18 protein-coding genes and 3 rRNA genes are annotated in these 24,558 nt (G+C 68.0%); 17 read left to right on the forward strand and 4 right to left on the reverse strand.

Features of this window, described 5'->3' with window-relative positions; translation table 11 throughout:
• Positions 1-4 precede the first annotated feature (4 nt).
• A complete protein-coding gene (gene proC, locus OG906_RS19345) occupies positions 5-814 on the forward strand; it encodes a pyrroline-5-carboxylate reductase (RefSeq protein ID WP_053677118.1) in 810 nt (269 codons plus the stop codon).
• A gap of 48 nt (positions 815-862) precedes the next feature.
• Here proC and trpS read toward each other — a convergent pair whose 3' ends face one another.
• Positions 863-1,861 carry a tryptophan--tRNA ligase gene (trpS, locus tag OG906_RS19350; RefSeq protein ID WP_329444442.1) on the reverse strand — a complete coding sequence of 333 codons (999 nt, stop codon included), beginning with the start codon at positions 1,859-1,861 and terminating at the stop codon, positions 863-865.
• 887 nt (positions 1,862-2,748) lie between these two features.
• Between trpS and OG906_RS19355 the strand changes: the two genes are divergently transcribed.
• The 11 genes from OG906_RS19355 (at position 2,749) to OG906_RS19405 (ending at position 14,823) form a co-directional block, all read left to right on the forward strand.
• Positions 2,749-4,273 (forward strand): 16S ribosomal RNA (locus tag OG906_RS19355).
• Between the two features lie 289 nt (positions 4,274-4,562).
• Positions 4,563-7,686 (forward strand): 23S ribosomal RNA (locus tag OG906_RS19360).
• Between the two features lie 74 nt (positions 7,687-7,760).
• A 5S ribosomal RNA gene (rrf, locus tag OG906_RS19365) occupies positions 7,761-7,878 on the forward strand.
• The 16S, 23S and 5S rRNA genes sit together here, the layout of an rRNA operon.
• 181 nt (positions 7,879-8,059) lie before the next feature.
• The gene (locus OG906_RS19370; protein ID WP_329444444.1) at positions 8,060-8,716 is read left to right on the forward strand and encodes an HAD family hydrolase; all 657 of its coding nucleotides are present in this window, start codon (positions 8,060-8,062) and stop codon (positions 8,714-8,716) included.
• Positions 8,717-8,826: 110 nt separating this feature from the next.
• Positions 8,827-10,074: an MFS transporter gene (locus tag OG906_RS19375; protein WP_329444446.1), complete on the forward strand. Its 1,248-nt coding sequence runs from the start codon at positions 8,827-8,829 to the stop codon at positions 10,072-10,074.
• Positions 10,025-11,194: an acetoin utilization protein AcuC gene (locus OG906_RS19380; protein ID WP_329444447.1), complete on the forward strand. Its 1,170-nt coding sequence runs from the start codon at positions 10,025-10,027 to the stop codon at positions 11,192-11,194. Before OG906_RS19375 ends, OG906_RS19380 begins: the two co-directional genes overlap by 50 nt.
• A 92-nt stretch (positions 11,195-11,286) precedes the next feature.
• Positions 11,287-12,117: a phosphatase gene (locus OG906_RS19385; protein WP_329444449.1), complete on the forward strand. Its 831-nt coding sequence runs from the start codon at positions 11,287-11,289 to the stop codon at positions 12,115-12,117.
• 114 nt (positions 12,118-12,231) lie between these two features.
• Positions 12,232-12,441 (forward strand): helix-turn-helix domain-containing protein, encoded by a 210-nt coding sequence (locus OG906_RS19390; RefSeq protein WP_008738568.1) that lies wholly within the window; start codon positions 12,232-12,234, stop codon positions 12,439-12,441.
• Positions 12,442-12,581: 140 nt separating this feature from the next.
• Positions 12,582-12,680 (forward strand): 30S ribosomal protein bS22, encoded by a 99-nt coding sequence (locus OG906_RS19395; RefSeq protein WP_003948845.1) that lies wholly within the window; start codon positions 12,582-12,584, stop codon positions 12,678-12,680.
• A 95-nt stretch (positions 12,681-12,775) separates the two neighbouring features.
• Positions 12,776-13,849 carry an NAD-dependent epimerase/dehydratase family protein gene (locus OG906_RS19400; RefSeq protein ID WP_329444450.1) on the forward strand — a complete coding sequence of 358 codons (1,074 nt, stop codon included), beginning with the start codon at positions 12,776-12,778 and terminating at the stop codon, positions 13,847-13,849.
• Positions 13,849-14,823 carry a lysophospholipid acyltransferase family protein gene (locus OG906_RS19405; RefSeq protein WP_329444452.1) on the forward strand — a complete coding sequence of 325 codons (975 nt, stop codon included), beginning with the start codon at positions 13,849-13,851 and terminating at the stop codon, positions 14,821-14,823. Before OG906_RS19400 ends, OG906_RS19405 begins: the two co-directional genes overlap by 1 nt.
• Before the next feature lie 72 nt (positions 14,824-14,895).
• Here the strand turns inward: OG906_RS19405 and OG906_RS19410 are convergent, their stop codons facing one another.
• The 3 genes from OG906_RS19410 to OG906_RS19420 form a co-directional block, all read right to left on the reverse strand.
• Positions 14,896-16,098: a DUF5667 domain-containing protein gene (locus OG906_RS19410; protein ID WP_329444454.1), complete on the reverse strand. Its 1,203-nt coding sequence runs from the start codon at positions 16,096-16,098 to the stop codon at positions 14,896-14,898.
• A 230-nt stretch (positions 16,099-16,328) separates the two neighbouring features.
• Positions 16,329-17,135, reverse strand: a complete 807-nt coding sequence (locus OG906_RS19415; protein ID WP_053682965.1) for an ECF subfamily RNA polymerase sigma factor, BldN family — start codon at positions 17,133-17,135, stop codon at positions 16,329-16,331.
• Positions 17,136-17,530: 395 nt separating this feature from the next.
• On the reverse strand, positions 17,531-18,547 hold the full coding sequence (locus OG906_RS19420; RefSeq protein WP_329444456.1) for an HAD family hydrolase: 1,017 nt from the start codon (positions 18,545-18,547) through the stop codon (positions 17,531-17,533).
• 181 nt (positions 18,548-18,728) lie between these two features.
• On the opposite strand from OG906_RS19420, the gene OG906_RS19425 reads away from it, so the two are divergent.
• The 5 genes from OG906_RS19425 (at position 18,729) to OG906_RS19445 (ending at position 24,512) form a co-directional block, all read left to right on the forward strand.
• A complete protein-coding gene (locus OG906_RS19425) occupies positions 18,729-19,007 on the forward strand; it encodes a glutaredoxin family protein (RefSeq protein ID WP_266947963.1) in 279 nt (92 codons plus the stop codon).
• Positions 19,008-19,280: 273 nt separating this feature from the next.
• Entirely contained in the window at positions 19,281-20,105 is an 825-nt protein-coding gene (locus OG906_RS19430) for a redox-sensing transcriptional repressor Rex (protein WP_329444458.1), read from the forward strand.
• Positions 20,102-21,874: a glutamyl-tRNA reductase gene (locus OG906_RS19435; protein WP_329444460.1), complete on the forward strand. Its 1,773-nt coding sequence runs from the start codon at positions 20,102-20,104 to the stop codon at positions 21,872-21,874. The genes OG906_RS19430 and OG906_RS19435 overlap by 4 nt, the downstream gene beginning before the upstream one ends.
• A complete protein-coding gene (hemC, locus tag OG906_RS19440; protein WP_329444462.1) occupies positions 21,871-22,839 on the forward strand; it encodes a hydroxymethylbilane synthase in 969 nt (322 codons plus the stop codon). The genes OG906_RS19435 and hemC overlap by 4 nt, the downstream gene beginning before the upstream one ends.
• Positions 22,836-24,512, forward strand: a complete 1,677-nt coding sequence (locus tag OG906_RS19445) for a bifunctional uroporphyrinogen-III C-methyltransferase/uroporphyrinogen-III synthase (RefSeq protein ID WP_329444464.1) — start codon at positions 22,836-22,838, stop codon at positions 24,510-24,512. Before hemC ends, OG906_RS19445 begins: the two co-directional genes overlap by 4 nt.
• Positions 24,513-24,558 lie beyond the last annotated feature (46 nt).

Genomic DNA, 24,558 nt, shown 5'->3' on the forward strand with positions numbered 1-24,558 from the left:
GGGCATGACCCAGACAGTCGCAGTCCTCGGTACCGGCAAGATCGGCGAGGCCCTGCTCAGCGGGATGATCCGCGGCGGATGGCCGGCCGCGAAGCTCCTCGTCACCGCCCGCCGCCCCGAGCGTGCCGAGGAACTGCGCACCCGTTACGGGGTCGAGGCCGTCACCAACGCCGAGGCCGCCAAGCGCGCCGACACCCTGATCCTCACGGTCAAGCCGCAGGACATGGGCAAGCTCCTCGAAGAACTCGCCCCCCACGTCCCCACCGACCGCCTGATCATCAGCGGCGCCGCCGGCATCCCCACCTCCTTCTTCGAGGAGCGGCTCGCCCCGGGCACGCCGGTCGTCCGCGTCATGACGAACACGCCCGCCCTCGTCGACGAGGCCATGTCCGTCATCTCGGCCGGCAGCCACGCCACCGCCGCGCACCTCCTGCACACCGAGGAGATCTTCGGCGGCGTCGGCAAGACCCTGCGCGTTCCGGAGTCGCAGCAGGACGCCGCGACCGCCCTCTCCGGCTCGGGTCCCGCCTACTTCTACTTCCTCGTCGAGGCGATGACCGACGCAGGCATCCTCCTCGGCCTGCCCCGCGCCCAGGCGCACGACCTCATCGTCCAGGCCGCCATCGGCGCCGCCGTGATGCTCCGCGACAGCGGCGAGCACCCGGTCAAGCTCCGCGAGGCCGTGACCTCCCCGGCCGGCACGACCATCAACGCCATCGTCGAGCTGGAGAAGCACGGCGTACGGGCGGCCCTGATCGCCGCCCTCGAAGCGGCCCGCGACCGCAGCCGCGAGCTCGCCTCCGGCAACAGCTGACCCGGCGGTACGGGTCCCCGCGCGGGGACCCGTACCGCTGCGGGCCCTTCAGGGCTCCAACAGCCCGATCGCCCGGTACGCCCGGTCCACCACGGGCCGCGCCAGGCCGCGCGCCCGCTCGGCCCCGGCCCGCAGCACCTTCTCCACCCCACCGGGGTCGGCCGCCAGCTCGGCGTGCCGCTCCCGCACCGGCCGCAGCGTCTCCACCACCGCCTCGGCGACGTCCCGCTTCAACGCCCCGTAGCCCTGGTACCCGTCGGCCAGCGCCGCGGGCTCGCCGCCCGTGCAGGCGGCGAGGATGTCGAGCAGATTGGCGACCCCGGGCCGGTTCTCCCGGTCCAGGACCACGCCGCCGTCCCCGCTGTCGGTGACGGCCCGCATCACCTTCCTCGTCACCACCGCCGGTTCGTCGAGCATGAACACCACGCCGGGCCCGGCGTCCCCGGACTTCCCCATCTTGGAGGTCGGATCCTGGAGGTCCATGACCCGCGCCGCCACGACGGGATGCGTGGCCTCGGGCACCGCGAAGGTGTGCCCGTACCGCTGGTTGAACCGCACCGCGAGGTCCCGCGTCAGTTCCACGTGCTGCCGCTGGTCCTCACCGACCGGCACCTGGTCCGTCCCGTACGCGAGGATGTCGGCCGCCATCAGGACGGGATAGGTGAGCAACGACAGCCGCACCCCTTCCCCGGCGTCCCGCGCCCGCGTCGCCTTCTCGCGGTACTGGACCATCCGCCGCAGTTCCCCGTCGGTCGCGGTGCACTCCAGCAGGTACGCCAGCCGGGTGTGCTCGTCCACGTGGCTCTGTACGAAGAGCGTGCACCTCGCCGGTTCCAGTCCCGAGGCCAGCAGCAGCGTCGCGGCCTGCCTGCTGAGCCGGCGGACCCGCGCCGGATCGTGTTCCACGGTCAGCGCGTGCAGGTCGACCACGCAGAACAACGCCTCGTCGGGTTCCCGGTCGGCGGCGACCCACTGCCGCACGGCCCCCAGGTAGTTGCCCAGCGTCAGATGCCCGGTGGGCTTGACCCCGCTGAAGATCCTCGTCATGTCCGTCTCCCTGCTGTGTGGCTGTCATGTCGGTGCCACCGCGTCGGGCGACCGAGCCACTCCCGGGAGGGGAGAAACAGAAACGGCCGCCGAGGCGGCGGCCGTGAGCGCATGCGTGCTCGTGTGGAGGGTCGGCCGCCGTCAGGCGGCCCACCAGCACAGGTTGAGCGCGTGCGCATGCGTGGTCATGGGAGCCAGGCTAACCCTCCGGGTGACGCCTGTCCCAGAGTTGACACACCTTGGCCCGGTCCGTAAGGTTCTTCGAGTTGTCCGAAGTGAGCGCCGACCCCGGTCGGTCCCCGGACAGCCATCCCGCATCACACACATTCGAACGAACGACGCACTTTGTCGTCTCGTTTTCATGCGTATATGCGAATGAGGAATCCGCGTTCCAGGACGCAGTCGCCGATTAGGTTCGGGGACAGGGAATCCGCTACTGTCTCACTCGCCGCAAGGGCCCAACAGCCCAAGCAGCGAAACCCGCTGACTGGGAGTCAGGCCCGAAAGGTTCTGATAGAGTCGGACTCGCCGGAAAGGGAAAACGCGAAAGCGAAGAACCTGGAAGGCGGAAAACAAGCGAGACTGGCTCTGATAGAGTCGGAAACGCAAGAACGAAGGAAGCGCCCGGAGGAAAGCCCGAGAGGGTGAGTACAAAGGAAGCGTCCGTTCCTTGAGAACTCAACAGCGTGCCAAAAATCAACGCCAAAAGTTGATACCCCGTCCATTTCGGTGGATGAGGTTCCTTTGAAAAAGACCTGTGAGGTCGCCATCCTTCGGGATGGTGGTGCTTGCAGGCGATTACACAGCGAGGACGCAGTGGTCGATCGGTCTTATTCCGACATGATCGGCCCGCTCTAAGTGCGTGTGCACCCGATTACGGGTAAACATTCATGGAGAGTTTGATCCTGGCTCAGGACGAACGCTGGCGGCGTGCTTAACACATGCAAGTCGAACGATGAAGCCCTTCGGGGTGGATTAGTGGCGAACGGGTGAGTAACACGTGGGCAATCTGCCCTTCACTCTGGGACAAGCCCTGGAAACGGGGTCTAATACCGGATAACATTCCTGCCTGCATGGGTGGGGGTTAAAAGCTCCGGCGGTGAAGGATGAGCCCGCGGCCTATCAGCTTGTTGGTGGGGTAATGGCCCACCAAGGCGACGACGGGTAGCCGGCCTGAGAGGGCGACCGGCCACACTGGGACTGAGACACGGCCCAGACTCCTACGGGAGGCAGCAGTGGGGAATATTGCACAATGGGCGAAAGCCTGATGCAGCGACGCCGCGTGAGGGATGACGGCCTTCGGGTTGTAAACCTCTTTCAGCAGGGAAGAAGCGAAAGTGACGGTACCTGCAGAAGAAGCGCCGGCTAACTACGTGCCAGCAGCCGCGGTAATACGTAGGGCGCAAGCGTTGTCCGGAATTATTGGGCGTAAAGAGCTCGTAGGCGGCTTGTCACGTCGGATGTGAAAGCCCGAGGCTTAACCTCGGGTCTGCATTCGATACGGGCTAGCTAGAGTGTGGTAGGGGAGATCGGAATTCCTGGTGTAGCGGTGAAATGCGCAGATATCAGGAGGAACACCGGTGGCGAAGGCGGATCTCTGGGCCATTACTGACGCTGAGGAGCGAAAGCGTGGGGAGCGAACAGGATTAGATACCCTGGTAGTCCACGCCGTAAACGTTGGGAACTAGGTGTTGGCGACATTCCACGTCGTCGGTGCCGCAGCTAACGCATTAAGTTCCCCGCCTGGGGAGTACGGCCGCAAGGCTAAAACTCAAAGGAATTGACGGGGGCCCGCACAAGCAGCGGAGCATGTGGCTTAATTCGACGCAACGCGAAGAACCTTACCAAGGCTTGACATATACCGGAAAGCATTAGAGATAGTGCCCCCCTTGTGGTCGGTATACAGGTGGTGCATGGCTGTCGTCAGCTCGTGTCGTGAGATGTTGGGTTAAGTCCCGCAACGAGCGCAACCCTTGTCCTGTGTTGCCAGCATGCCCTTCGGGGTGATGGGGACTCACAGGAGACCGCCGGGGTCAACTCGGAGGAAGGTGGGGACGACGTCAAGTCATCATGCCCCTTATGTCTTGGGCTGCACACGTGCTACAATGGCCGGTACAATGAGCTGCGATACCGTGAGGTGGAGCGAATCTCAAAAAGCCGGTCTCAGTTCGGATTGGGGTCTGCAACTCGACCCCATGAAGTCGGAGTTGCTAGTAATCGCAGATCAGCATTGCTGCGGTGAATACGTTCCCGGGCCTTGTACACACCGCCCGTCACGTCACGAAAGTCGGTAACACCCGAAGCCGGTGGCCCAACCCGTAAGGGAGGGAGCTGTCGAAGGTGGGACTGGCGATTGGGACGAAGTCGTAACAAGGTAGCCGTACCGGAAGGTGCGGCTGGATCACCTCCTTTCTAAGGAGCACAGTACCGATTGCAGACAAATGTTCTGCACGGTCAGCTCATGGGTGGAACGTTGATTATTTGGCACGGTCTTCCAATACATCCTGCAAGTACTGCCCTCGGGCGTGGAAAGCGGTGATGGTGGCGGAGGGTCGTGCCTGGCACGTTGTTGGGTATCTGAGGGTACGGCCGTAAGGTTGTATCTTCGCGATGCCGGCCCCAGTGAACTTGATCTGTATGGATCAGGGTGATGGGTGACTGGTCGTTGCTTGAGAACTACACAGTGGACGCGAGCATCTGTGGCCAAGTTTTTAAGGGCACACGGTGGATGCCTTGGCACCAGGAACCGATGAAGGACGTGAGAGGCCGCGATAGGCCCCGGGGAGCTGCCAACTGAGCTTTGATCCGGGGGTGTCCGAATGGGGAAACCCGGCAGTCGTCATGGGCTGTCACCCACTGCTGAACACATAGGCAGTGTGGAGGGAACGAGGGGAAGTGAAACATCTCAGTACCCTCAGGAAGAGAAAACAACCGTGATTCCGGGAGTAGTGGCGAGCGAAACCGGATGAGGCCAAACCGTATGCGTGTGATACCCGGCAGGGGTTGCGCATGCGGGGTTGTGGGAATTCTTTTGATCGGTCTGCCGGCCGGTCGGCGAGTCAGAAACCGTTGATGTAGTCGAAGGACATGCGAAAGGTCCGGCGTAGAGGGTAAGACCCCCGTAGACGAAACATCAGCGGCTTGCTTAAGAATCTCCCAAGTAGCACGGGGCCCGAGAAATCCCGTGTGAATCTGGCGGGACCACCCGCTAAGCCTAAATATTCCCTGGTGACCGATAGCGGATAGTACCGTGAGGGAATGGTGAAAAGTACCGCGGGAGCGGAGTGAAATAGTACCTGAAACCGTGTGCCTACAAGCCGTGGGAGCGTCGCTGTATGTGCTTGCACATACAGTCGTGACTGCGTGCCTTTTGAAGAATGAGCCTGCGAGTTAGCGGTGTGTAGCGAGGTTAACCCGTGTGGGGAAGCCGTAGCGAAAGCGAGTCCGAATAGGGCGATTGAGTTGCACGCTCTAGACCCGAAGCGGAGTGATCTAGCCATGGGCAGGTTGAAGCGGAGGTAAGACTTCGTGGAGGACCGAACCCACCAGGGTTGAAAACCTGGGGGATGACCTGTGGTTAGGGGTGAAAGGCCAATCAAACTCCGTGATAGCTGGTTCTCCCCGAAATGCATTTAGGTGCAGCGTCGTGTGTTTCTTGCCGGAGGTAGAGCACTGGATAGGCGATGGGCCCTACCGGGTTACTGACCTTAGCCAAACTCCGAATGCCGGTAAGTGAGAGCACGGCAGTGAGACTGTGGGGGATAAGCTCCATGGTCGAGAGGGAAACAGCCCAGAGCATCGACTAAGGCCCCCAAGCGTACGCTAAGTGGGAAAGGATGTGGAGTCGCAGAGACAACCAGGAGGTTGGCTTAGAAGCAGCCACCCTTGAAAGAGTGCGTAATAGCTCACTGGTCAAGTGATTCCGCGCCGACAATGTAGCGGGGCTCAAGCGTACCGCCGAAGTCGTGTCATTCCAGCACATACCCCCAACGGGGGCTGGGATGGGTAGGGGAGCGTCGTGTGCCGGGTGAAGCAGCAGCGGAAGCTAGTTGTGGACGGTTCACGAGTGAGAATGCAGGCATGAGTAGCGATACACACGTGAGAAACGTGTGCGCCGATTGACTAAGGGTTCCTGGGTCAAGCTGATCTGCCCAGGGTAAGTCGGGACCTAAGGCGAGGCCGACAGGCGTAGTCGATGGACAACCGGTTGATATTCCGGTACCCGCTTTGAAACGCCCAATATCGAATCCTCTAATGCTAAGGCCGTGAAGCCGTTCCGGACCCTTCGGGGAAAGGAAAGTGGTGGAGCCGCCGGCCCAAGGTGGTAGTAGGTAAGCGATGGGGTGACGCAGGAAGGTAGTCCAACCCGGGCGGTGGTAGTCCCGGGGTAAGGGTGTAGGCCGAGGGGTAGGCAAATCCGTCCCTCATTAAGGCTGAGACCTGATGCCGAGCCGATTGTGGTGAAGTGGATGATCCTATGCTGTCGAGAAAAGCCTCTAGCGAGTTTCATGGCGGCCCGTACCCTAAACCGACTCAGGTGGTCAGGTAGAGAATACCGAGGCGTTCGGGTGAACTATGGTTAAGGAACTCGGCAAAATGCCCCCGTAACTTCGGGAGAAGGGGGGCCATCACCGGTGATAGCACTTGCTGCTTGAGCTGGGGGTGGCCGCAGAGACCAGCGAGAAGCGACTGTTTACTAAAAACACAGGTCCGTGCGAAGCCGTAAGGCGATGTATACGGACTGACGCCTGCCCGGTGCTGGAACGTTAAGGGGACCGGTTAGTGCGCTTTCGGGCGTGCGAAGCTGAGAACTTAAGCGCCAGTAAACGGCGGTGGTAACTATAACCATCCTAAGGTAGCGAAATTCCTTGTCGGGTAAGTTCCGACCTGCACGAATGGCGTAACGACTTCTCGACTGTCTCAACCATAGGCCCGGTGAAATTGCACTACGAGTAAAGATGCTCGTTTCGCGCAGCAGGACGGAAAGACCCCGGGACCTTTACTATAGTTTGATATTGGTGTTCGGTTCGGCTTGTGTAGGATAGGTGGGAGACTTTGAAGCAGCCACGCCAGTGGTTGTGGAGTCGCCGTTGAAATACCACTCTGGTCGTGCTGGATGTCTAACCTCGGTCCGTGATCCGGATCAGGGACAGTGTCTGATGGGTAGTTTAACTGGGGCGGTTGCCTCCCAAAGAGTAACGGAGGCGCCCAAAGGTTCCCTCAGCCTGGTTGGCAATCAGGTGTTGAGTGTAAGTGCACAAGGGAGCTTGACTGTGAGACCGACGGGTCGAGCAGGGACGAAAGTCGGGACTAGTGATCCGGCGGTGGCTTGTGGAAGCGCCGTCGCTCAACGGATAAAAGGTACCCCGGGGATAACAGGCTGATCTTCCCCAAGAGTCCATATCGACGGGATGGTTTGGCACCTCGATGTCGGCTCGTCGCATCCTGGGGCTGGAGTCGGTCCCAAGGGTTGGGCTGTTCGCCCATTAAAGCGGTACGCGAGCTGGGTTTAGAACGTCGTGAGACAGTTCGGTCCCTATCCGCTGTGCGCGTAGGAATATTGAGAAGGGCTGTCCCTAGTACGAGAGGACCGGGACGGACGAACCTCTGGTGTGCCAGTTGTCCTGCCAAGGGCATGGCTGGTTGGCTACGTTCGGGAGGGATAACCGCTGAAAGCATCTAAGCGGGAAGCCTGCTTCAAGATGAGTATTCCCACCTCCTTGAGAGGGTAAGGCTCCCAGTAGACGACTGGGTTGATAGGCCAGATGTGGAAGCCCGGTAACGGGTGGAGCTGACTGGTACTAATAGGCCGAGGGCTTGTCCTCAGTTGCTCGCGTCCACTGTGTTAGTTCTGAAGTAACGAACTGTGTTCATATCCGGTTGGTTAACTTCATAGTGTTTCGGTGGTCATAGCGTTAGGGAAACGCCCGGTTTACATTCCGAACCCGGAAGCTAAGCCTTTCAGCGCCGATGGTACTGCAGGGGGGACCCTGTGGGAGAGTAGGACGCCGCCGAACAATCATTGTGGGAAAGCCCCGCACCCTTCAGGGTGCGGGGCTTTTCTGCGTTCCAGACCCATTTTCGTTCCCAAGGCCCGCAGCGCCGTTCCCGAGGCCCGCAGCGCCGGCCGCAGTCGACACCCGGATGCCCGGCATGGGCTCGGAAGAGAACCGTGCCGGCGGCTCGTAGTGTGAACGTATGGGCTATGACCTCGTGATCTTCGACAACGACGGCGTGCTGGTGGACAGTGAGCCGATCTCCAACCGCATCCTCGCCGGGTACCTGACCGAACTGGGGCACCCCACCTCCTATGACGAGTCGCTGCGCGACTACATGGGGGCCGCCGTGCACCGGGTGCACGATCTCGTGCAGGAGCGGACCGATCAGCGGCTGCCCGAGGACTTCGAGGAGACGCTCCACGCGCGGACCACCGCCGCCTTCGAACGCGAGCTGCGTCCCGTCGAGGGAATCGAGGACGTGCTCGGCGCGCTGACCGCGCACGGAGTCGCGTACTGCCTGGCGTCCTCCGGGAGCCACGAGAAGATCCGGGCCGGCCACCAGGCGGCCGGGATCGACGGGTGGTTCGAAGAGGAGTGGATCTTCAGCTCGCAGGACGTGGGCAGGGGAAAGCCCGACCCCGATCTCTTCCTGCACGCGGCCGACCAGATGGGCTTCGCACCCGCGCGCTGCGTGGTCGTCGAGGACAGCCCGCTCGGGGTGCAGGCCGCGGTGGCCGCCGGCATGGACGTATTCGGGTTCACCGGGATGATGCCGGCCGATCGGCTCACCGGTGCGACCAGCTGCTTCGGCGACATGAAGGAGCTGACCCGGCTCCTCGGACTGGACGCCTACTGACCGTCCCCGGCGACGGGGGCCGACCCGCCCGGTCCTCGTTCGATCACTGTTCCGAATCGGTATGTGATCTCTCTACCCACGGGTAGTCCGCGCCCCTACGCTGTGCCGCCATGACAGAAGACGTGCGGCTGCGCCGCGGGCGCGGGTCCCTGGGGTTCAGCTTCTTCGTGCAGGGTGTGACCTTCGCCCTCCTCGTGACGCGCATCCCCGCGATCCAGGACCAGTACGGGATATCCGACGGGCTGTTGCCCGCCTTCCTCGCCGCCGTGCCGATCCTCGCCGGCGTCGCCAGCGTCGCCACCGAGCACCTGGTGAAGCGCGTCGCGCCGAGCGTGGTGCTGCGATGGGCCCAGCCACTGGTGCTGTTGGCGCTGCTCGGCGTCGGGGCCGGCGACCAGATGTGGCACGTGGCCGTGGCCCTGGGGGCGTTCGGGTTCTCCGTCGGGGCGCTCGACGCCTCCATGAACATGCTCGGAGTCAGCCTCCAGCGGGCCTACGGGCGCAGCATCATGCTGGGCTTCCACGCCTCGTACAGCCTGGGCGGGATCGTCGGCGCCTCGGCCGCCTGGGCGGGGGCGCACTGGCACCTGGGGCTGTTCAGCAGCTACCTGCCGGCCGTGGCGGTGCTGTTGCCGCTCGCGGTGCTCGGGAGCCGGTACTACGTGGACCGGCCGGAGGCCGACCGGGCCCGGGCCGTGACCGAGAAGGGTGGGGCGGCGGTCGAGAAGGGACTGGGGGTCGGCGGGTTCAAACTGCTGCTGCCCCTGTGCCTGGTGATGGCGTGCGCGTACATCGGGGACTCCACGGTGTCGAACTGGAGCGCCAAGTACCTCCAGGACGTGCTGGGCAGTTCCGAGCAGCTCGCCACGGTCCCCTACAACGTGTACATGGTGACCACCCTGATCGGCCGGTCCGTCGGTGACCTGGGCGTACGACGCTTCGGCGCCGTGGCCGTGGTGCGCGGCGGGACGCTGGTCGCGGCGCTCGGTTTCGGGGTGGTGGCGGTCGCCCCGGGCGCGTGGACGGGGATGCTCGGGTTCACGTTGCTGGGCATCGGGCTGTGCGTGATCGTCCCGCAGACCTTCGCGGCGGCGGGCCGGCTGTTCCCCGGGGCGTCGGCGGACACGGCCATTGCCCGGCTGAACATCTTCAACTACGTGGGGTTCCTCGTCGGGGCGCCGCTCGTGGGCGGCATCGGGGACGCCTGGAGCTACCGGGGCGCGATGTTGGTGCCGATGGTGTTGGTGTTGGTGACGTTGTTCCATGCCCGCTCGTTCGGCTCGGACGGTGCCCGATACGGTGTCGGGCATGAGCGGCCGCGGGTTGTTGATGTGGGACGAGGCGGTAACGAGGTATGACTTCGGACCGAGCCATCCGATGGACCCGGTGCGCCTGGCGCTGACCATGGGCCTGGTGCGTGCCTTCGGGCTGGACCGGGAGATGGAGGTACGGGCGGCGCGCGCGGCCGGTGATTCGACGTTGCGGCTCGTGCACCGCGAGGACTACGTCGCCGCGGTGCGCGAGGTGTCCGCCGACCCGGGCGTGGCCGACGGCTCGTACGGGCTCGGGACCGTCGACGACCCGGCGTTCCACGGGATGCACGAGGCGTCCGCGCTGATCGCCGGGCAGTCCGTGGCGGCGGCGGAGGCGATCTGGCGCGGGGAGGCCGGGCACGCGGTGAACTTCGCGGGCGGGCTGCACCACGCCATGCCCGGCGGGGCGGCCGGTTTCTGCGTGTACAACGACGCGGCGCTCGCCGTGGCGCGGTTGCTGGAGCTCGGGGCCGAGCGGGTCGCGTACGTGGACGTGGACGTGCATCACGGTGACGGGGTGCAGACGGCGTTCTGGGACGACCCGCGCGTGCTGACGATCTCGCTCCACGAGCATCCGCGGACCCTGTTCCCGCAGACCGGATGGCCGGAGGAGACGGGCGGGCCGGACGCCGAGGGGTCGGCGGTCAACGTGGCGCTGCCGGCCGGGACCGGGGACGAGGGCTGGTTGCGGGCCTTCCACGCGAGCGTGCCGGAGCTGCTGGCGGACTTCCGGCCGCAGGTGCTGGTGAGCCAGCACGGGGCGGACACGCACTTCGAGGACCCGCTGGCCCACCTCGCGGTGTCGTTGGACGCGCAGCGCGCCGTCCAGGAGGCCTGTCACGCGTTGGCGCACGAGCACGCGGACGGCCGGTGGCTGGCGTTGGGCGGCGGCGGGTACGCCGTGGTGGACGTCGTGCCGAGGTCCTGGACGCACCTGGTGGGGATCGCGGCGCACCGCCCGGTGGATCCCGAGGCGGCGGTGCCGGACGCGTGGCGCGACGAGGTGTACGCGCGGACCCGGGAGCCCGCGCCGCGGCGGATGACGGACGGGCGGACGGTCTCCTGGCGGGACTGGGAAGAGGGCTACGATCCGGCCGACCGGATCGATCAGGCCGTGCTGGCGATGCGCAAGGCGGTCTTCCCGCTGCGGGGCATGCTGACGTAGCGGGCGGGCCGGCAGATGCATCGTTACGCCAACTGTGGGGCTGTTCGCCGGAATTGAGTCTCCGCCAGGTTCGGTGCGGCAGCATCGGCAGGGTGTTGAGCACCGGAGCGTTGCGTGCGCATCTGCTGGCCGCCCGGTTGGCCGGGCCCGTCGCCACGTCGCGGGAGGAAAGCCTGCGCAGTTACCGGCTGTTCGCGGCGCGGGATCCGCGGCTGCTGCTGGGACTGGACCCCGAACGGGGTTGGGGCGAGAGTGATCTGCTGAGGCTGATGGCGGACAAGTGCGGTGTCTCTGCGGATCCCGCGCACGTCAGCGGGCCGGACGTGATCGACCCGGAGCGGACGGTGGCCGCGCTGGAGGCCTTCGCGGGGCGGTTGGGCGAGGCGGCGGCGGCGCGGTCGCCCGTGCTGTTCGCGACCGGGCATCCCCACCGCCTCCTGGGGTTCTACGCCAGTTTGGCCGAGGCCCTGTCGGCGGTGGGATGTGTTGTCCTCACCCCGGCGCGGGGGGTGTGCATCGACATCGCGACCCGGTTCGGCGTACGCCCGCACAGCATCGATTACGTACGGGGAGTCGCATTGGTGCGGGAACCCGGCGCGCGTCCGGCGGGGAGTGCGACCGGCGCGCACACCCATTCACCGCTGCCGGTTCGGGTCGCGCTGGGGGCGCTCGCGGAGGCCGGAGAGCCACTGCCGGAACTGGTGGTCGGGGACCACGGATGGGTCTGCGGTGCAGGTCAGCTGGGTGTGGACACGATCGGGCTGGCCGACACGGACGATCCCGCGCTGTTCGTCGGCGAGGCCGAGGGGCGGGTCTCGGTGACCGTTCCACTTGATGACGGCGTGCGCTCGGACTACTACCGCCCGCTCACGCGCTACGTGCTCGGGCGTGCGGGGCTGCCTATGCGCCAGGAGTGGCTGTAGCTCCTCTTCCCCACTCGTATCACACGCCCCTACTCTGGGGAGTGAGCGTGCGACGACGGGGCGTAACCGGAGGGGAAGCCGGTGCCCGTCATGCGCGGAAGGTCAAGGTGTGTCATGGCTGCTGGCGAGAGGCCTCTCAGTGAGGTTCAGTTCCTGACCGTGGCGGAGGTCGCCTCGGTGATGCGAGTGTCAAAGATGACCGTGTACCGCCTGGTGCACAACGGTCATCTGCCCGCTATCCGGGTGGGCCGGTCCTTCCGGGTCCCCGAGAACGCGGTTCACGAGTACCTCCGAGAGTCCTATGTGGGGGTGGAGTCGGCCTGAGAATGACCGGCGATCGCCCTCGGATTACAAGCTCAGAGTTTGGGCGGGTAGGCTAGGCCGACGTAGGTCGTGTGGGCCCAGACGCCCCGCACCGTTCTCCGTCAACGCGGGGATGTTCCGAGAAGTGAGCGAGGGTAGTCGTGGGCTCTGTTATCAAGAAGCGGCGTAAGCGGATGGCTAAGAAGAAGCACCGCAAGCTGCTCAAGCGCACCCGCGTCCAGCGCCGTAACAAGAAGTAAACGGCAGCTGTACGTGTTCTCCGCAGCCCCTCCACCATCCTGGTGGAGGGGCTGCGGTGCAGCCGGGGTACTTCTTCGAGGGAGGCGCTGAGCTCGTGGGGAAGGTCGTGCTCGTCACCGGGGCTGCCCGGCAGCTGGGAGGCCGCTTCGTGCGGCGGATCCAGCACGAACCGGACGTCGAGCGGGTGATCGCGGTGGATGCCGTGAGTCCGCCGCACCGGCTCGGTTCGGCCGAGTTCGTGCGGACGGACATCAGACAGTCGGCCATCGTCCGGGTGCTCGCGGAGCATTCCGTCGACACGGTGGTCCACCTGGCCGTCACCGGGGGCAGTGCGGGGTCGGGCGGTGCGCGCAGCGCCGTCAAGGAAACGAACGTCATCGGGACGATGCAGCTCCTCGGGGCCTGCCAGAAGTCACCGACGGTGCGACGGCTCGTGGTGAAGTCCAGTACCAGCGTGTACGGGGGCACCTCGCGGGATCCGGCGGTCTTCACCGAGACCACGCAGCCGAAGTCACTGCCTCCGGCCGGCTTCGCGAAGGACGCCGCCGAGGTCGAGGGGTACGTGCGGGGCTTCGCGCGAAGACGACCGGACGTGGCCGTGTGCGTGCTGCGGTTCGCGAACATCCTGGGCCCGTACGCGGATTCCGCGCTCGCCGAGTACTTCTCGATCCCGGTGATGCCGACCGTGTTGGGTTACGACCCGAGGTTGCAGTTCGTCCACGAGGACGACGTGGTGGACGTGTTGCGGCTGGCGGCGGGGGAGCCCCGGCGCGGGACGCTCAACAGCGGGACCTTCAACATCGCGGGCGACGGGGTGTTGTTGCTGTCGCAGTGCGCGCGGCGGCTGGGGCGGCCCACGGTGCCGCTGCTGCTGCCCGCGGTGACGTGGGTGGGGTCGGCGCTGCGGGCGGTCGGCGTGACGGACTTCTCGCCCGAACAGATAAGGCTCCTGACGCACGGGCGGGTCGTGGAGACCACGCAGATGCGGGACACTCTCGGGTTCGCGCCCCTCTACACGACGGCGGAGACGTTCGCGGACTTCGCGCGGAGCCGGGGGAGCGGGCTGTTGCCGCCGGAGCGGGTCGGTCGCACGGTGGACCGGGTGGCGGGCATGCTGAAGGCGGACCTGTCGAGTGTGGAGCCGGTGGCCGAGGGAGCGAAGAGATAGTGGCGGACGCGAAAGTCATCCCGTTCGACGAGGACCGGCCGCGTCGGCGGCCGCCGCGGCGGGTGCGGGTCGCGCCACCGGTCGAGCCCGATCCCGTGGTGGAGCCGGTCCCGGCCGAGCCGGCGACGGGCGGCGCCGGATGGGACCGGAGGATCGCCGGCGGGCTGGCGTTCCTGCGCCGGCGGATCACCGGGGACTACGAGGTCGACGACTTCGGCTACGACAAGGAGCTGACGGACCAGGTCCTGATGTCCTTGATGCGGCCGCTGTTCGACAAGTACTTCAGGGTCGAGGTCAAGGGCGTCGAGAACATCCCGAAGGAGGGCGGCGCGCTGATCGTGGCGAACCACTCCGGGACGTTGCCGCTGGACGGTCTGATGCTCCAGGTCGCGGTGCACGACCACCACCCTGCGGAGCGGCACCTGCGCCTGCTGGCGGCGGATCTGGTGTTCATGCTGCCGGTGGTGAACGAACTCGCCCGGAAGGCCGGTCACACGCTGGCCTGCGCGGAGGACGCGCAACGGCTGTTGGAGGCCGGGGAACTGGTCGGGGTGATGCCGGAGGGCTTCAAGGGGCTGGGCAAGCCCTTCGGGGACCGGTACAAGCTCCAGCGGTTCGGTCGGGGCGGGTTCGTGTCGACGGCGCTGCGCGCGGGAACGCCGATCGTGCCCTGCTCGATCGTGGGGGCGGAGGAGATCTACCCGATGGTCGGCAACGCGAAGACGTTGGCGCGGCTGCTGGGGGTCCCCTACTTCCCGATCACGCCGACGTTCCCGCTGTTGGGGCCGCTCGGCGCGCTGCCGTTGCCGACGAAGTGGACGATCCAGTTCGGGGAGCCGATCCCGACGGACGGGTATTCGGCGGAGGCCGCCGAGGATCCCATGTTGATGTTCAACCTGACGGACCAGGTGCGGGAGCAGATCCAGCACACGCTGTACCGGCTGCTCGTGCAGCGGAGGTCCGTCTTCTTCTGAGCGGGTCCATGTGAGCCGGAGCGGGTCCGTGTGAGCCGGAGGGGGACTGTCGAGCAGTCCCCCTCCGGCTTTTCACTCGGTGTCCTCCGCCTGGATGCCCAGCCCCGGCAGCAGGCCGGGGAGGAGAGGCGGGAGGGTGATGTCCGGCTGCGGGAGCTCCGGAGTGGTGGACGGGGGCGGGGTGGACTGGTCCTGCGACGGCGGGTGGAGCAGATCGCCCGTACCGCCGAGGAGTCCGCCGCCGGGGGGCGGGGGCTTGCTGGTACCCGGTGCCGGCGTGCTCGGGGGGGACGCCGCCGGGGCACCCGACGGGGGTGCGGACTTCTGTTTGCCCGCGGGCGTGCTCGGCTTGGCCGAGGTGCCCGGGGTGGAGCCGCGGGTCTGCGCCGGTGGCTTCGGCAGCAGTCCCTGGAGCGGCGCCACGTCCTCGTCTATGGCCTGGAAGACCGACTCCACTTCTCCGCCCACGTCGGTGAGCTGCGCCGGGAGCTTCTCCCGGAGCCGGCCCCATGCGTCGCGGTGGGAGCGGGAGAACGACGAGAGCGTCTGGATCGGTCCGAGTGAACCGTCCCGTTCGTACGCCGCCTGGAGAAGCCGGTGGCCCTCCGCCGCATCGTGTTTCATTCCCGCCAGCGCTCGGCGGATCTCGCCCAGGGACTCGTGGTCCAATACGCCCGTCCGGCCCCGCTCCATCAGCCTGCGGGCCTCCGACAGCCGGTTCGAGGCCTGGTCCAGGTACAGCTCGCCCCGGTCCGAATCCTCGTCGGCCATCCCCAGCTTCAGATCCTCCATGCCCCGTTTGACGGGGTAGAGGGAGTCACCCGGTAGGGCGTCCGTGCTGGCAGCGGCCACGCCGCTGAAGGCCCCTGCGGCCACACCCACGGTGAGGCCACCTGCTGCGATGCCCTTGGACCAGCGGGAGCGGGGCCGCAATTTCCGGAGCGAGGTCGCCCGGTGGGCGCCGCGGCCGGTCCGCTGTTCGGGCACCAGAGGGTCGGCGGCGGCGCCTCCGGCTCTCTCCTCCATCACCATGGCCTCCATGGCTGCGACGAGCTGGGCTCGTTGCACCACTTTGACCTCGGGGTCCAGCGCTGGGCGCGGCATTTCGCCGAGCACGCTCGCCAGGGCCAACAACCGGTCGTGGTCGGCAGGTTCGGCAGGTGCCTCGGACTGCTCGGCCGCCGGGTCCGGTTCCGAAAGGTCGGATGGGGTCCGATCCTCCAGGGCCTGGGCGAAGGCGTTCGCCCGCCGGTGCGGAGTCACGTTCGCGATCACTGGCGGCACCTCCTCTCGTCATGACGATCGACTCCCCAAGGTGTCCGGAAGGTTGCCTTCCTTGAGCACATCCACACTTTCGAGTGAGCGGCTTCGGGCAGGGCATGTCCACAGGGAGCCTGCAGTCCGCACAACGAGCGGCGCGGCACTTGGGTTACGGACGAAGGATGATCGGACCACAGCGTCATCAAAGTCATCGGCAGGGTTACAGAGTGTGAGTAGGGCCGCGGTCAGCGGGCGTCGTCCGGGAGCAGGCGGGCCAGCGTGCGGACCGCCCGGTACTGGAGCGTCTTGATGGCGCCCTCGTTCTTCCCCATGACTCTGGCCGTCTCGGCGACGGACAGGCCTTGGAGGAAGCGCAGGGTCACGCATTCCTGCTGCTGCGGGTTGAGTTTCCGTACGGCCTCCAGGAGGGCCGCGTTGGAGAGGGATTCGAGGACGGAGTCCTCGGGGCTGCGCTCCACCTCGTTGGCGTCGAGCATCTCGCCGGTGGTGACCTCCAGCCTGAAGCGGCTGGACTTGAAGTGGTCGGCGACCAGGTTGCGCGCGATCGTCACGAGCCAGGCCCCGAAGTCTCGGCCCTGCCAGGTGAAGGTGGAGATGCGGCGCAGCGCGCGCAGGAAGGTCTCGCTGGTGAGATCCTCCGCGGTCGCCTTGCCGCCGACGCGGTAGTAGATGTAGCGATACACCGTGTCGCTGTACTGGTCGTAGAGCCGGCCGAAGGCCTCGGCCTCACCGGCCTGGGCGCGTTCGACCAGGTCCATCATGCGGGCCTGGTCGCTGTCCGCCGTGGGGCGGCGGGCGGCGGGCGCGCCGGCGGCGGTGCCGCTTGAGCTTCCGCCCGAGCGGCCGCGTCTGCCCACCGTCGCTCCGCCGTCGGTCAGGGCATAGCAGGGACCGGCCGGGCCGAGGCCGGCAGGGATCGCGGCGAAGGCGGGGACGGCGTACGCGGTGGGGACGAAGCCACGCAGGTGGTCGAGGACCGTTGCGCGCAGCGTAGCCAGGCCCGAGGCGTCAACCCCGACAGGTGGGTACACGGGACTCCCAGAGGCAGAGCTTCCATCACGTGCAGTGCGGGACCGTTCACCCGTCGTGGCGACAGATGGGCGGTGGCATGCGTTTGAGGAGAATAACGCTTCGTACAGGCAGCGCTACACCCAGTTGCTCAAATCACCGGTTACGACACTTCTGTTGCGTGTCGAGGGCATATTCGGTCGCAGATGGTGATCGATTCTTGATCGGTTGGGTGCGCGGAATGGAAGCTTCCACAGAGGCTCGCGACCGAGTCGGGCCCGGGGGGAGTGCCTCGCCGGACGCGGGGGTAAGGCTGCGGGAATGGCCGCCGGGCGGTCCGCCCGGGGGCGGCGAAAAGCCGCCGGGCACGGGCCGGGCGGCTTTTCGCAGGCGGGATGAGGGGGTCGGGGCGGAGCGGCTACCTGCGGCGGCGGTGCAGGGCGATGGCGGCGGCGGTGCCGCCCGCGATCGCGCCGACGCCGGCAGCCGCCGGGACGCCGACCTTCACGGCCTTGCGGCCGGTCCGATAGTCGCGCAGTCGCCAGTCGTGGGCTCGGGCATGCTTGCGCAGTTTTGTGTCGGGATTGATCGCGTACGGGTGTCCGACGAGTGACAGCATCGGGATGTCGTTGTGCGAATCGCTGTACGCGGCGCAGCGGTCGAGGTCCAGGCCCTCGGCGCCGGCCAAGGCGCGCACGGCCTCGGCCTTGGCGGGGCCGTGCAGCGGTTCGCCGACCAGCCGGCCGGTGTAGACGCCGTCCACGGACTCGGCGACGGTGCCCAGGGCTCCGGTCAGGCCGAGTCGGCGGGCGATGATCGTGGCGGTCTCGACGGGGGCCGCGGTGACGAGCCAGACCTTCTGGCCGGCGTCGAGGTGGGCCTGGGCGAGGGCGCGGGTGCCCGGCCAGATCCGCTCGGCCATGTACTCGTCGTAGATCTCCTCGCCGATGGACATCAGCTCGGAGACCCGGTGGCCCTTGACGATGGACAGGGCGCTGTCGCGGGCGTCCTGCATGTGCTCGGGGTCCTCGACGCCCGCGAGCCGGAACCAGGCCTGCTGCCAGGCGAAGCGGGCGAGTTCGCGGCGCTGGAAGAACTCGCGCTTGTAGAGGCCGCGACCGAAGTGGAAGATCGCGGCGCCCTGCATGACGGTGTTGTCGAGGTCGAAGAAGGCGGCGGCGAGGTCGTCGCCGGGAACCGGGAACTCGGGCTCGGCGGGCGCCTGCGATGCTTCGGCGGCTTCCGCTTCCGCTTCCGCTTCCGCGATCGAGCGGGCGGCGTCCGGCGCGTCCGGCGTCGAATCCGGAGCCTCGGTGAAAGGTGGCGCCTCGGCCTGAGCGGTCTTGCGCGCTGCCTCGGCAGAGGCCTCGCCTGCCAGCACGCTCCGCGCGGTTGCGGAGCGCCTACGGGGGGTGAGCCATCCCAGAGCGGCCATGACGCGAGCATAGCCATTGTGTTCGGGAGTTCCCGAACCGATGGGAAACGGAGGCGTGAACTCTGTGAGGCGCGCGGCCCGGTCGCGGGGGCGGTGCGGGGCGGGGGGCGTTCCGTACCGGCATGTCGGCGGGGGCTGCCGAGGGGTCCCGGGGGGCGTGGGGGCGCGGGAGAATGAGGACATGAGTCCTCTGCTGCGTCGTAAGGAAAAGAAGCGTCCCGAGGAGCGACTGGTCACGCTCGTCGGGAAGCCGGGGTGTCATCTGTGCGACGACGCCCAGTCGGTGATCGAGGAGGTCTGCGCGCAGACGGGGGCGCGGTGGGAGAAGAAGGACATCTCGCAGGACGAGGAGCTCTACCGCCGCCATTGGGAGCAGATTCCGGTGGTGCTGGTGGATGGTGAACAGCACACCTTCTGGAGGGTGAACCCTGAGAAGCTGCGTCGGGCATTGGAGGGCTGACCGTCCAGGCGGTTACCATCATGGGCGATTTATGGGGACTCGGGGGCGTATCGATGAGGAGTGTGTGCCGTTTTGCCCCCCTCGGGATTTGAACGGGTTCGGCCCGTTCCGGGTTCCCGTGCCGCAGCACCGACCCGCGTGACCCCGGTCACTTTGCTCGGACAAAGCGGACACAATCTTTGTGCACGCGTTCACAAAGACATAGCCTGCATTCGACGGGGCGGTCCTGGGACAAGTGGCCGCCTGCAGCCCCGCTCATCCCGCAGGAGCATCGTGGCAACTGGCCGAACTCACCGACCGGCGACCCGCAGCCGAGGTATTCCCGAGGCCACTGTCGCCCGGCTTCCGCTGTACCTGCGCGCGCTCACCGCGCTCTCCGAGCGATCGGTGCCCACGGTGTCCTCCGAGGAGCTCGCGGCCGCCGCCGGAGTCAACTCCGCGAAGCTGCGCAAGGACTTCTCCTACCTCGGCTCGTACGGCACCCGCGGTGTCGGGTACGACGTCGAGTACCTCGTCTACCAGATCTCCCGCGAGCTCGGTCTGACGCAGGACTGGCCCGTCGTCATCGTCGGCATCGGCAACCTGGGCGCCGCCCTGGCCAACTACGGGGGCTTCGCCTCGCGCGGGTTCCGCGTCGCGGCGCTGATCGACGCCGACCCGGCCATGGCCGGGAAGCCGGTCGCCGGGATGCCCGTGCAGCACACCGACGAGCTGGAGAAGATCATCGAGGACAACGGCGTCTCGATCGGGGTCATCGCGACCCCGGCCGGCGCCGCGCAGCAGGTGAGCGAGCGGCTCATCGCCGCCGGGGTCACCTCCATCCTGAACTTCGCGCCGACCGTGCTGTCGGTGCCCGAGGGTGTGGACGTGCGCAAGGTCGACCTGTCGATCGAGCTGCAGATCCTCGCCTTCCACGAGCAGCGCAAGGCCGGCGAGGGGGCCGCGGCCGCCGCTGCCGCCGGATCCCTGGCGGACGACGAGGACACCGGCACGGGAGCCGCTCCCGCCGCCGCCGTGGTCCCGCCCGCGGGACGCGCCGCCGCCACCTCGCGCAAGGGCAACCCCGAGGGTGACGTGCCGGCGGTGATGCCGGCATGAGTCTGCTCGTCGTAGGGCTGAGCCACCGCAGCGCACCGGTCAGCGTGCTGGAGCGGGCCTCCCTGTCCGCCGATGCCAAGGTGAAGCTGCTGCACGACACCCTCGCCGCCGAACCGGCGACCGAGGCGACCGTGCTGGCCACCTGCAACCGGATCGAGCTGTACGCGGACGTGGACAAGTTCCACGCCGGTGTCGCCGAGCTGTCCACGCTGCTCGCGCAGCACAGCGGGGTGGCCCTGGAAGAGCTCACCCCCTATCTCTACGTGCACTACGAGGACCGGGCGGTGCACCACCTGTTCTCGGTGGCGTGCGGGCTGGACTCGATGGTCGTCGGCGAGGGGCAGATCCTCGGCCAGATCAAGGACGCGCTGGCGCTGGGGCAGGAGCAGCACACCGCCGGGCGGCTGATCAACGACCTGTTCCAGCAGGCGCTGCGGGTCGGCAAGCGGGCGCACTCGGAGACCGGGATCGACCGGGCCGGGCAGTCGCTGGTGACCTTCGGGCTGGAGCAGTTGGCCGTCCACGAGCCGGTGGACCGTTGGGCCGCGGGCAAGCGGGCGCTGGTGATCGGCGCCGGTTCGATGTCCTCGCTGGCCGCCGCGACGCTGGCACGGGTCGGGATCGCCGAGATCATGGTGGCGAACCGGACCGTCGAGCGGGCGGAGCGTTTGGCCGAGATTCTGGTTGCCTCGGGCACCGGGGTGGCGGCCCGCGCGGTGCCGATGACGCGTGTGGCGGATGAGCTGACACGTGTTGACGTGGTCGTGTCCTGCACCGGGGCCACCGGACTGGTACTGACCGGCGACGACGTCGCGGACGCGCTGTCCAAGGGCTCCGCCCCGATCCCCGCGCCGCAGGCGCCGGTGGATCAGGGTGGTTCCCCGATGACGTCCGGTGGGCGGGGTTCCGCCCCGGCTCCGGTTTCCGCTCCCCCTGGGGGGACGCGGTCGGGCGGCGTTTCGGTTCCCGCGCAGGACGGGCTCGCCAGTGCCGAGGTCCTGGCGCGGCTGGTGGCCGCCGCCGAGGGCGGGCGGCGGCTGGCGGACGCCGGGGCCGCGCGGACCCTGACGGCGGTCGCCGAGCGCGACGACTGCCCGCTGGGCCTGGACGCGCCGACCTCCGACGGGCGTTCCGCGCTCACCGGGGTCGACGCCAACGCCCTCGAACTGCACGGCACCTGGGCCGACCAGGGCGAGGCGGCCGCCCAGCGGCAGCCCCGCCGGAGCCGGCCGGCCGTCGTGAACGGCGCGACCGTACGGCTCGCGCTCCTCGACCTGGCCATGCCGCGCGACATCGACGCCGCCGTGCACCGTGTCCCCGGGGTACGCCTCGTGGACATCGAATCGCTCGCCGAGGCCTCCGCCGACGCGCCGATGGCCGCCGACGTGGACGCCGTGCGCGCGATCGTCGCGGAGGAGGTGGCCGCGTTCGGGGCCGCCCAGCGGGCCGCGCACATCACGCCCACCGTCGTCGCGCTGCGCGCCATGGCCGCCGAGGTGGTGGCGATGGAAGTGGCCCGGCTCGACGGCCGGGTGCCCGACCTCGACGAGCGGCAGCGCGCCGAGGTCACCCAGACCGTGCGCCGCGTCGTCGACAAGCTCCTCCACGCGCCGACCGTGCGCGTCAAGCAGCTCGCCAGTGAGCCCGGCGGCGCCGGGTACGCCGAGGCGCTGCGCGAACTCTTCGACCTCGACCCTCAGACGGTGGCCTCCGTCAGCCGGGCGGACGCGGCCGATCCGAAGAACGACGACCCAGGACGGGCATCATGAACACACGTCCCGACCAGCCCCTCCGGCTTGGCACGCGACGCAGCAAGTTGGCCATGTCCCAGTCCGGGCACGTCGCCGAGGCGGTGCGGGCGGTCACCGGCCGGCCCGTCGAGCTCGTGGAGATCACGACCTACGGTGACGTGTCCCGCGAGCACCTCGCGCAGATCGGCGGCACCGGCGTGTTCGTCACGGCGCTGCGCGACGCCCTCGTGCGGGGCGAGGTCGACTTCGCGGTGCACTCGCTGAAGGACCTGCCGACCGCGCAGCCCGAGGAACTGGTCATCGCGGCGATGCCGCGGCGGGAGGACGTGCGCGACGCGCTCGTCGCCCGTGACGGCCTGGCCTTCGAGCAACTGCCCGACGGCGCGCGGATCGGTACCGGTTCGCCGCGGCGCACGGCGCTGCTCAACGCGTACGCCAGGAGCCTGGGCAAGGTCATCGAGACGGTCCCCATCCGCGGGAACGTCGACACCCGGATCGGCTTCGTGCGCGACGGGGAACTCGACGCCGTCGTCCTCGCCGCCGCCGGGCTGAACCGGCTCGGCCGCGGTGACGAGGCGACCGACCTGCTGTCCGTGGACAACGTGCTGCCCGCACCCGGCCAGGGAGCCCTGGCCGTGGAGTGCCTCGCGTCCGCCACGGACCTCATCGCCGCCCTCGGTGAACTCGACGACTCGTACACGCGAGCCGCCGTGACCGCCGAAAGGTCTCTGCTCGCCGCCCTGGAGGCCGGCTGCAGCGCGCCCGTGGGCGCGCTCGCCGACCTGTTGGCCGACGGGCAGGTTGTCAATGAAATGCGCCTGCGCGGTGTCGTCGGAACGCTCGACGGCTCGACGCTCGTGCAGCTGTCCACCACCGGTCCCGTGCCCCAGTCTCACGACGAGGCCATGGCGCTCGGACGCGAACTCGCGGACGAGATGCTGGCCAAGGGCGCGGCCGGTCTGATGGGGGAGCGATCCCTTTGAACCCCTCAATCCCCACCACCTCCGCTCGTCCGGCGGTCGCCGCCCACGGGCGCGTCACCTTCCTCGGTGCCGGCCCCGGCGACCCGGGTCTGCTGACACTGCGCGCCGTCGAGGCGCTCGGCGCCGCGGACGTGCTGATCGCGGAGCCCGAGGTGCTCGAAGTCGTACGCACCCATGCTCGCGCGGGCGTCGACACGCCGCAGCTGACGGTGGCTGACGAAGTGTCAGCAGCCGCCGGTGTCCCGGTGATCCGTGATGCCGCCAATCTTGTCATGGAGGCCGCGCGGTCCGGCAGGCGGGTGGTCCGTGCCGTCACGGGCGACCCCGGGCTCGACGGCAACGCCGCCGAGGAGATGCTGGCCTGCGCGACCGAGGGCATCCCCTTCGAGGTGGTGCCCGGTGTCGCGACCGCCGTCGGCGTGCCCGCGTACGCGGGTGTGCCGCTGAGCGGCGGCCGGGACGCCAAGGGCACGGACGTGCGCTTCGTCGACGCCCGCAACGCCTCGGCGCGCTGCTGGAGCGAGGTCGGCGCGAGCGACGGGATCCTCGTGGTCTCCGCGACCCTGGAGACCGTGTCCGCGGCCGCCTCCGAGCTGGTGTCGGCCGGGCGCAAGCCCGACACCCCCCTCACCGTGACGGTGGCGGGCACCACGACGCGGCAGCGGACCTGGAACGCCACCCTGGGCACCATCGCCCAGGTGTTCAAGCAGGGGAAGGTGCTGCCCTCGCCCGAGGGCGCGCGCCCCGTCATAGCCGTGGTCGGTGAGCACGGCGCGGCCGCGCGTCACGAGGACCTGGCCTGGTTCGAGTCGAAGCCGCTGTTCGGCTGGCGGGTGCTGGTGCCGCGCACCAAGGAGCAGGCCGCCTCGCTCTCCGACCAGTTGCGTTCGTACGGCGCCGTGCCGCACGAGGTGCCGACGATCGCCGTGGAGCCGCCGCGCACCCCGCAGCAGATGGAGCGGGCGGTCAAGGGCCTGGTCACGGGCCGCTACGAGTGGATCGCCTTCACCTCGGTGAACGCCGTGAAGGCGGTGCGCGAGAAGTTCGAGGAGTACGGGCTGGACGCGCGGGCCTTCGCGGGCATCAAGGTCGCCGCGGTGGGCGAGCAGACCGCGGCCGCGCTGGTGGAGTTCGGCGTGAAGCCGGACCTGGTGCCGAGCGGCGAGCAGTCGGCCGCCGGGCTGCTGGAGGACTGGCCGCCCTACGACCCGGTCTTCGACCCGATCGACCGCGTCTTCCTGCCGCGGGCCGACATCGCGACGGAGACGCTGGTCGCCGGGCTGATAGAGCTGGGCTGGGAGGTCGACGACGTGACGGCCTACCGGACCGTGCGCGCGTCGCCGCCGCCGGCGGACACCCGCGAGGCGATCAAGGGCGGCGGTTTCGACGCCGTGATGTTCACGTCGTCGAGCACCGTCCGCAACCTGGTCGGGATCGCGGGCAAGCCGCACAACGTGACCGTCATCGCGTGTATCGGGCCGGCGACGGCCAAGACCGCGGAGGAGCACGGGCTGCGCGTGGACGTGCTGTCGCCGGAGCCGTCGGTGTCGAAGCTGGCGGAGGCGCTGGCCGAGTACGGCGCGGCGCGCCGCGACGCGGCCAAGGAGGCCGGCGAGTCGGTGGCCCGGCCGAGCGAGCGACGGCCGGGAGCGCGACGCCGACGCACGACGTGAGTCGGTGAGGCCGTCCCGCCGGCCGGTCGAACGGCCGGCCGGGCGG

Origin of the sequence: Streptomyces sp. NBC_01426 (assembly GCF_036231985.1) — a bacterium.
Lineage (GTDB): Bacteria > Actinomycetota > Actinomycetes > Streptomycetales > Streptomycetaceae > Streptomyces.